Raw genomic sequence first — 9,883 nt, 5'->3', positions numbered from 1 at the left:
CTGCTGTAACAGCACAAGGTGAAGCTGAAAAAGCACAAGGAAAAGCCGAAGCAGCTCAAGGCAAGGCAGAAGAAGCCCAAGATAAAGCTGAATCGGCTCGTGATGAAGCAATCACCGCTAAAGATGCTGCTGTAACAGCACAAGGCGAAGCTGAAAAAGCACAAGGTAAAGCTGAAGCGGCTCGTGATGAAGCAATCACCGCTAAAGATGCAGCTGTAACAGCACAAGGCGAAGCTGAAAAAGCACAAGGTAAAGCTGAAGCGGCTCGTGATGAAGCAATCACTGCTAAAGATGCTGCTGTAACAGCACAAGGCGAAGCTGAAAAAGCACAAGGTAAAGCCGAAGCAGCCCAAGGTAAAGCCGAAGCAGCCCAAGGTAAAGCTGAATCGGCTCGTGATGAAGCAATCACCGCTAAAGATTCTGCGAAAGCCTCTGAAGATAAAGCGAAGGCAATTGAAACCCGTATCGAAAATTCAGGTTTAATAAGTAAAGATGGTAAAACTGCATTTGCAGCTGATAATACTAGTGGTAGAAATAGTGCTAAAGCCTCAGGTAAAGATTCAACTGCAATGGGATATGGCTCTGAAGCGAAAGGGGATCACTCTACTGCTCTAGGTAATAACGCTAAAGCACATGCAGAACGCTCAACAGCTATAGGTCATAATGCAGAAGCTAAAGCTGCAGGCTCCGTTGCATTAGGTGAAGGTTCTGTTGCGAAAGAAGAAAATACTGTTTCAGTGGGAGATATTGGTCATGAACGTCGAATAACAAACGTTCAAGATCCTAAAAACTTAACTGATGCGGCAAATAAACGCTATGTTGACAATTCTATAAGTTCTGTTCGTAGCGAATTAAAACAAACAGATAGAAAACTTCGTGGAGGTATCGCTGGTGCTGTAGCAATGGCAAATATTCCAACTGTAAACCGTGCAGGAGGAACTATGGTCGGCATTGGAGTTGGTAGCTTTAAAGGCCAAAGTGCTGTAGCTGTTGGTATCAACCGCGCTAGTGATAGTAATCGAGTACACTTCAAGATGAGTGGCTCTGCAACGACTTCTGGAGATTATGCTGTAGGCGCAGGTATGGGTTATCAATGGTAGTTAATCATTAGCCTATAATAGAAACTCTCTCGAAATATCGAGAGAGTTTTTTTATAAACAATAGACAATAGTTGATGCTAATAATCTTTTTTCATCATTCATTTTTATGAATTTTCGACTTCTTTTTCTATCCACAGAGCCTGTGGATAACTTTGTGGATTGTTTTTGTTTAAAATGGTCAACCACTGATGCAGACTGGCTTTGTCTCAAATTGTTCATCTATTAGTCATTTGGTGATATTTACTTAAATATCAATATGTTATACAAAGTCCAGCAAAAAAAATAAAATATTTTTAAATTTTGAAGTGTTTAAGACTTGACACACCTAAGTGTGTGTAAAACTTGGATTTTTATCGCTCAATTTGGAGTAATAAATGTGCTAAAATAGTCACAGTTCTAAAACAGTTAAAAAATTGACCGCACTTATGGCAGAGAAAATTAATACTAAGCCTTTTATCCTTCATTCAGACTTTAAACCTTCCGGTGATCAACCCCAAGCAATCGAAAAATTAGTCGAAAATTTAGAGGATGGTTTGGCTCATCAAACCCTTCTCGGGGTAACGGGCTCAGGTAAAACCTTTACCATTGCAAATGTTATAGCAACGTTAAACCGCCCAGCCATGTTGCTTGCCCCAAATAAAACTCTTGCCGCCCAGCTTTATGCGGAAATGAAAGCGTTTTTTCCTGAAAATGCAGTGGAATATTTTGTGTCTTACTATGATTATTATCAACCAGAAGCCTATGTGCCTAGCAGTGATACCTTCATTGAAAAAGATGCATCTATTAATGATCAAATCGAGCAAATGCGTCTGTCTGCGACGAAATCTTTTTTAGAACGTCGAGATACTATCGTAGTGGCATCCGTATCAGCGATTTATGGTTTGGGCGATCCAGATAGCTATTTGAAGATGATGTTGCATTTACAACAAGGTGCAATTATCGATCAACGTCAGATTTTAGCGAAGTTGGCAGAATTGCAATATACAAGAAACGATCAAGCCTTTCAGCGTGGTACATTCCGGGTACGCGGCGAAGTGATTGATATTTTCCCTGCAGAATCTGACGATCGTGCGGTACGAATTGAATTATTTGATGATGAAATTGAACGTTTAAGTTTATTTGATCCTTTAACGGGTACTAGTTTTGGCGCCGTTCCACGTTTTACGGTGTATCCGAAAACCCACTATGTGACCCCAAGAGAGCGTATTTTAGATGCCATTGAAAAAATCAAAGCGGAGCTTGTGCAACGCCGTGAATATTTCATCAAGGAACATAAATTGCTGGAAGAGCAGCGTATTACTCAACGTACACAATTTGATATTGAGATGATGAATGAGCTCGGTTATTGCTCAGGAATCGAAAACTATTCACGTTACCTTTCTGGCAGAAATGAAGGTGAACCACCTCCGACATTATTTGATTATATGCCGTCTGATGCGATTTTGATTATTGATGAATCACACGTGACTGTGCCGCAAATTGGCGGGATGTATCGTGGAGACCGTTCACGTAAAGAAACCTTGGTGGAATATGGTTTCCGTTTGCCTTCAGCATTGGATAACCGTCCATTACGCTTTGAAGAGTTTGAGCGTTTAGCGCCGCAGACCATTTACGTTTCAGCGACACCAGGCCCTTATGAGTTGGAAAAATCGGGCAGTGAAATTGTCGATCAGGTGGTACGTCCAACAGGCTTACTTGATCCGCAAATTGAAATTCGTCCAGTGTCTATTCAAGTGGATGATTTACTTTCCGAAGCTCGCCAAAGAGCGGATAAAAATGAGCGAGTTTTAGTCACAACACTCACCAAGAAAATGGCGGAAGATTTAACGGATTACTTAGACGAGCACGGCATTCGTGTGCGTTATTTGCATTCAGATATTGATACGGTTGAGCGTGTAGAGATTATTCGTGATTTACGTTTAGGTGAATTCGATGTGTTGGTCGGCATCAACTTATTACGTGAGGGGCTGGATATTCCAGAGGTTTCTCTTGTTGCGATTTTAGATGCCGATAAAGAAGGTTTCTTACGTTCTGAACGATCTTTAATCCAAACCATCGGTCGTGCTGCTCGAAACTTAAATGGTAAAGCGATTTTGTATGCTGATAGTATTACTAAATCTATGGAAAAAGCCATTACCGAAACCAATCGCCGTCGTGAAAAACAAATGAAATACAATGAAGAAAAGGGCATTGTTCCACAGGCATTGAATAAGAAAGTCGGCGAATTATTAGATATTGGTCAAGGTGCAAATCAAAAAGCGAAATCGAAACAGCGTGGAAAAACGGCAGCTGAACCGACCGCACTTTACAATGCACCTAAATCAGCCAAAGAATTCCAACAACAAATAAAGAAATTGGAACAACAAATGTATAAATTTGCTCAAGATCTTGAGTTTGAAAAAGCCGCTGCAGTACGCGATCAACTTCATCAATTGAGAGAGCAGTTTATGATATCGGAATAAAGGAAAAGAGCGATCAAATTGACCGCTCTTTTTTATTTTATTGTACTAATAAGTAGAAGTTGTTTTTGCCACGTAAGATATTGAGTGCAACAGCTGATGGTTTTTCATCTAATGCTTTGCGTAAGTCTTGCGTGCTTTCAATTGGCTGGCGGTTGATGCCGATGATAATATCACCCGATTTTAAACCGCGTTGTGCTGCCATTGAATTTGGTTGAACTTTACTAATTTCCACACCTTTAACACCTTTTGCATCATAGTTGTTTAAGGTTGCACCGTCTAATGCTGGAAGTTCCGTTTTACTTGCTGTTTGAGAGCCATCGTCTGCTTGTAAAGTCACTTTTACGTTGTCAGTTTTACCATCACGTAAGTAAGTGAGTTCAATTTCTTTACCCGCACCAGAGGTCGCGATTTTTGCACGCATTTCGGCGAAACTTGAGATTTTTTGACCATTCATTGCGGTAATTACATCACCTGCTTTCAAGCCTGCTTTTTCTGCTGCTGAATTTGGAATAACTTCACTCACAAATGCACCTTGTTGTGCACTCACATTAAAGGCTTTCGCTAAATCGGCATTTAATTCACCGCCCTTAATACCGAGTAAACCACGACGTACTTCACCAAATTCTAAGATTTGTTGCACAAGATTGTTCGCTTGGTTGCTTGGAATTGCAAAGGCAATCCCGGCGTTACCGCCACTTGGAGAAATAATAGCCGTATTGATACCAATTAATTCACCTTGTAAATTCAATAATGCACCGCCAGAGTTACCACGGTTTACCGCAGCATCGGTTTGAATATAGTTTTCATATGCACCACTATCAGAACCAGTAGAGCGGCCAAGTGCTGAAACGATACCAGAGGTTACAGTTTGACCTAAACCGAATGGATTACCGATAGCAACGGTAAAATCACCGACACGTAATTTATCGGAGTCGGCTATTTTGATTGCGGTGAGGTTTGTTGGTTTTTCGATTTGTACTAAAGCGATATCAGATTGTTCATCTTTTCCAACGAGTTTTGACTTGAACTCACGTCCGTCTTGCAATTTTACGGTGATTTTATCCGCACCATCTACCACGTGATTGTTAGTTAAAACATAGCCTTTATCTGCATTGATGATCACACCTGAACCTAAACCACGGAAGTTGCGTGATGCGCCACGATCTCCGCCGAATTGTTCGCCAAATTGATCACCGAAGAAAAATTTAAATTCTTCTGGAATATCATCAGGTAATGCCGAACGGCTGTTTGCTTTTGCTTTGCCTTCAACGGAAAGAGTCACGACTGCTGCCTGCGCTTTTTCTAACATTGGCGCAAGGCTGCCTTGTTCCACGATTTCATTTGGAATAGCCGCTTGAGCGGATAAAGAGGTCGCAAATACGCTTAAACCTAATGCGATACCGGTTAATACAAAATTTCTTTTCTTCATAGAGTTCTCCAAGTAAAAATAAATGACTGAATAAGTGTTCAATCAGACAACAAAATGAGGGGGATGTTCAGTAAAAACAAGGGCATTGAAAAAATATTTTTTAAAAGTGCGGTAGAAATTGAAATTGTTCTTTTTGCCCGCATTTATCTAAACCTATTTGTCAATTTGAAAGATAAAAGATCATTTTGTTTAAATAGTGCTGGTACAACCTATTTTTACGTCAAAAACCTTGCCACCTAAGGCTGAAATATAGTTTAATAACGCCCTGTTTATACTGCTTAAGAAGTATAAAATTTACGCAATCACATAATAATTGTATGTAAATTTAAATGAACTAGTTTACTAGTACAAAAAATAGGTGTAGAGTAACGCCATTAGATTGAAACACAACATTTAAGATTTAGAGAGTGACATATGGCGACGAAGAAAGAAGAAATCGAAGTAAAAGTTGCAAATGATGATACCCGAATTGAAAAAGTCGATCAGGTATTACCTCCCATTGCCTTATTAGAAAAATTTCCTGCAAGTGAAGAAGCAGCTGATTTAGTTCATGAAACCCGCTTGCACGCACACAATATTATTCATGGAAAAGATGACCGTTTACTTGTAGTAATTGGTCCTTGTTCTATTCATGATCCTAAAGCCGCTTTAGATTATGCCAAACGTTTAAAAGTATTACGTGATGAATATAAAGATACACTTGAAGTGGTGATGCGCGTTTACTTTGAAAAACCGCGTACAACAGTGGGTTGGAAAGGCTTAATTAACGATCCTTATTTAAATGATACATATCGTTTAAATGATGGTTTGCGTATTGCACGTAAATTATTATCTGACATCAATAACTTAGGTGTACCATCAGCAGGTGAGTTCTTAGATATGATCACACCACAATATGTAGCGGATTTCATGAGCTGGGGCGCAATTGGTGCGAGAACAACTGAATCTCAAGTTCACCGTGAATTAGCTTCAGGCTTATCTTGTGCGGTAGGCTTTAAAAATGGCACAAATGGTGGCGTAAAAGTAGCATTAGATGCAATGGGCGCGGCAGAAGCTTCGCATTACTTCTTATCTGTGACAAAATTTGGCCATTCGGCTATTGTTTCAACAAAAGGAAATGAAGACTGCCACATTATTTTACGTGGTGGGGATAAAGGTCCTAACTATAAAGCAGAAGACGTTGCAAAAGTTTGTGCAGAGATCGAAAAATCAGGTCGTATTCCACATGTCATGGTTGATTTTAGCCATGCAAATAGTAGCAAACAATTCAAAAAACAAATGGATGTTTGTGAAGATGTTTGCCAGCAAATTGCAGGTGGTTCAAAGCAGATCTTCGGTGTCATGGTAGAAAGTCATATTGTTGAGGGGCGTCAAGACTTAGTCGATGGTAAAGCTCAGACTTACGGACAAAGCATCACTGATGCTTGCATCGGTTGGGAAGATACAGAAATCGTGTTAAAACAGTTATCTGATGCAGTAATAGCACGTCGTCAAGTAAATGACTAATAAATTATTTTTTTAGATGATTAAAAGTGCGATCGATTTTGACCGCACTTTTTTATGCGCTTTGAAAAAGGGGGAGAAAAGGGGTATGCTAGCTTCAATGGGATAAGAAAGGAGATGTATGATGCAGGATATGATAAATGGCTTATTAATTGTCTTAATACCGATGGTGTTAGGCTATCTACTGAAGGTCAATAATAAATCCTATATCCCAAAGATTAATCATATCGTCATGTTTTTGCTTTACATCATCCTTTTCTTAATGGGGTATTTGCTTGGTCAATTGGATGATTTAGAACATAAACTCCCAATTATTGGTACAACTGCGTTGACGTTATCTACAATTATTTTGGGCTCTAATATGATTGGTTTGATGCTTTATGATCGTTTTAATCCTGCTGAGCCACTTAAATCACAAGGTAAAATTGATTCTCGCTGGTATTCCTTAATCGATTCTCTCAAACTTTCTGGCACAGTGGTGTTTGGTACCATTTGTGGTTTCTTTTTTAAATCCTATTTAATGCTGCCTACAGGTATAAATCTATATGTATTGATTGTGCTGATTTTCTTTGTGGGTATTCAACTAAGAAATAATGGCATTTCTTTAAAAGAGGCTATTTTTAATAAGCGTGGTTTCCAAACAGGAATGGTGTTTACTTTTACCTCGTTACTAGGTGGTGTGGTTGCTGCTTTCGTTTTAGCGATGCCAATTACCCAAGGACTCGCTTTTGCCTCAGGAATGGGCTGGTATTCATTATCTAGTGTGGTATTAACTAATGCGTGGGGACCAGTGCAGGGTAGTATTGCCTTTTTTAATGATTTATCCCGTGAAATTGTGAGTTTATTTGTCATCCCATTATTTATGCGTCATTTTCGTTCGACGGCAATTGGAATTACGGGAGCGACTGCAATAGATTGCACCTTGCCAATTATTCAAAAAGCGGGGGGCATTGAAGTGACGCCCATTGCGATTTCATTCGGCTTTGTGACGAACATTCTACCACCGTTACTACTGGTTTTCTTTTCCAGTATTCCGCTATAAAAATCAATATAAAAACAAAAGAGTTAATCGTCGTTTTCCGATTAACTCTTTTTCTTATATTTTAATATTAGGAATTATCAGTTTCTATGCATGGCAATAACAGCCTGACCTAAACTGAGTCCGCCATCACCCATCGGTAATTTATGAGCGCTCAGTACATGGAATTCGCTCAAATTTTCTTTTAATAAGCGACGTAGTAGTTGGTTATGCATCACGCCACCAGATAGCACGATGGTACGGCATTGGTGTTGGCGAACTTGGTTTGCCGCAAGTTCAGCAAAACCTTGGGCGAGAGCATAATGAAAGGCAAAGGCTTTATCTTCAACAGAAGCATGATAATTTAACCAACTTTGCCAGAAATAAGCCAAATCCAGTTTATTGTCGATAAGCGGCATTTTTACTGGAATATTGACCGCACTTTGTGCTTGGGTAGCCAAAGATGAGGTGTTTGCTAGCGCTTCGAGATGGCAAGCCGCTTCACCTTCCCAAGAAACAATGGTTGGTGCAATGCCGAGATCATAAGCTACGGCGTCAAATAAACGACCTGCAGATGATATAGGTGGGCAATTGAGTCTGCGCTCAATGGCATTGACTAGTATTTGCCAATTCGGTTCAGCGCAAGTTTTTGTGAGTATTTCTTGCCACTGTGGCACAAATTGATGCAGGTGAGCCAGCCAGTTGCGCCAAGGCTGTTTCGCTGCAAGATCACCGCCTGGTAGAGCAACAGCTGGCAAACCACCTAAATATTGACTATGTTGATAGTCAACGAGTAGGCATTCGCCTCCCCAAAGTTGTCCATTTTCGCCCATGCCTATACCGTCTAGTGCAAGACCGATTACAGGTTCATTACAATGCTGCTCGGCCATGACACTGACAATGTGTGCATGGTGATGCAGTACTTCGATGAATGGGATTTGTTGCTGTTCAGCAAGTTGTTTCCCGATGGAAGATGAAAAATAGCCGGGGTGAGCATCAACCGCGATGATGTCTGGTTTAAATTGATAAATCTGCTGAAATAATTCAAGATTTTCACTCAATTGTGACCGCACTTGTTCATTTGCTGTATCGCCAATATGTTGGCTCAGTACGGCTTTATTGTGACGTAGCAGGCAGAATGTATTTTTCAGATCAGAACCTAAAGCCAACACATTTTTTGTGCTTTGTGTTTCAAGTGGTATTTCATCTGGCACATAGCCACGAGCACGACGTAGCGTTTCTAATCCATCGAAGGCAACGCGAACAAGACTATCATCAGCACGTTGTAGAATATCGCGGTTGTGACAAAGATAAACATCAGCCAAGTCAGCTAATTGTTCTACAGCATGTTCATTTTTCAGCACTGGAGGTTGCCCGCTTGCATTCGCAGACGTCATCACGAGCGGACGATTAACCGCTCGTAACAACAAATGCTGTAGTGGGTTGCTTGGAAGCATTACTCCGATTTCCTGTAAGTTTGGCGCGATGTTATCGGCAATATGCGGCACTTTGTGTTTTGAAAGAAGTACAATTGGCGCAGCACTGCTGGTTAGCAATTCTGTTTCTTGGGCACTTAAATCTTGTAAAAACTGCAGGTCAGGCACCATAATGGCTAACGGTTTTGTCGGACGATGTTTCCGTTGACGTAATAAATCAACAGACTTTTGGTTATTTGCATCACAGGCTAGATGGAAACCGCCTAAACCTTTAACGGCGACGATATTGCCTTGTTGCAATAAAAGTGCGGTTTGTTTTAGCGCAGTTTCATGAGTAGCAAGCGTTTGTTCTCGATCTTGTAACCAAATATGGGGGCCGCAAACAGAACAAGCATTGGGTTGAGCATGAAAACGACGATCTGCAGGATCTTTATATTCTTTTTCACATTGTGAACAAAGTGGAAAAGAAGCCATTGCCGTGTTTTTTCGGTCGTAAGGAATCGCCTTGATAATAGTAAAACGCGGACCGCAATGGGTGCAGTTAGTAAAAGGATAATGATAGCGTCGGTTATTGGGATCGAATAAGTCAGCTAAACAATGTGGACAGGTTGCTGCATCGGGAATAATTTGTGTGTCCATTTGACTGTTTTCGCTTTCCCGGATAGTAAAGCTTGTTACTGTGGTAGCTTCAGGCCAATCTATTGGACGCTGAGTAATGCTAGTAATTTGCGCTAGTGGAGGAAGTTTATTTTGCAGATCAGATAAAAATTGTTCGAGTGTATCTGATGGTGGAGAGACAAAACGAACTAATACGCCTTGTCCATCATTATTTACATCTCCGTTTAGTTTATATTGATTTGCTAAAAGCCAAACAAAAGGGCGAAACCCCACGCCCTGAACCTTTCCTTTTATGCGTAATTCGATCCCTTGCATAA

Annotated in this window: 6 protein-coding genes; 4 read left to right on the top strand and 2 right to left on the bottom strand. The window is 40.5% G+C overall.

Annotated elements, in window-relative coordinates; translation table 11 throughout:
- Together DPV97_RS09680 and uvrB are read left to right on the top strand one after the other, a co-directional pair.
- Positions 1-1,100, top strand: a 1,100-nt coding sequence (locus DPV97_RS09680; RefSeq protein ID WP_243585223.1) for a YadA family autotransporter adhesin, incomplete at its 5' end; no start/stop codon positions are given.
- 425 nt (positions 1,101-1,525) lie between these two features.
- Positions 1,526-3,562, top strand: coding sequence for an excinuclease ABC subunit UvrB (uvrB, locus tag DPV97_RS09125; protein WP_070713071.1), 2,037 nt, complete (start codon positions 1,526-1,528; stop codon positions 3,560-3,562).
- 37 nt (positions 3,563-3,599) lie between these two features.
- Here the strand turns inward: uvrB and DPV97_RS09120 are convergent, their stop codons facing one another.
- Entirely contained in the window at positions 3,600-4,991 is a 1,392-nt protein-coding gene (locus DPV97_RS09120; protein ID WP_049374265.1) for a DegQ family serine endoprotease, read from the bottom strand.
- Positions 4,992-5,405: 414 nt separating this feature from the next.
- Here DPV97_RS09120 and aroG point away from each other — a divergent pair, with 414 nt between their 5' ends.
- Entirely contained in the window at positions 5,406-6,497 is a 1,092-nt protein-coding gene (gene aroG / locus DPV97_RS09115) for a 3-deoxy-7-phosphoheptulonate synthase AroG (protein ID WP_070713076.1), read from the top strand.
- Positions 6,498-6,618: 121 nt separating this feature from the next.
- Positions 6,619-7,536, top strand: a complete 918-nt coding sequence (locus tag DPV97_RS09110) for a LysO family transporter (RefSeq protein ID WP_186821755.1) — start codon at positions 6,619-6,621, stop codon at positions 7,534-7,536.
- A 77-nt stretch (positions 7,537-7,613) separates the two neighbouring features.
- On the opposite strand, the gene hypF is transcribed toward DPV97_RS09110, so the two are convergent.
- Positions 7,614-9,881: a carbamoyltransferase HypF gene (gene hypF / locus DPV97_RS09105; protein WP_070713079.1), complete on the bottom strand. Its 2,268-nt coding sequence runs from the start codon at positions 9,879-9,881 to the stop codon at positions 7,614-7,616.
- Positions 9,882-9,883 lie beyond the last annotated feature (2 nt).

This window comes from Haemophilus parainfluenzae, from assembly GCF_003253005.1.
Lineage (GTDB): Bacteria > Pseudomonadota > Gammaproteobacteria > Enterobacterales > Pasteurellaceae > Haemophilus_D > Haemophilus_D parainfluenzae_M.
This window is presented reverse-complemented; position numbering and strand designations above follow the sequence as displayed.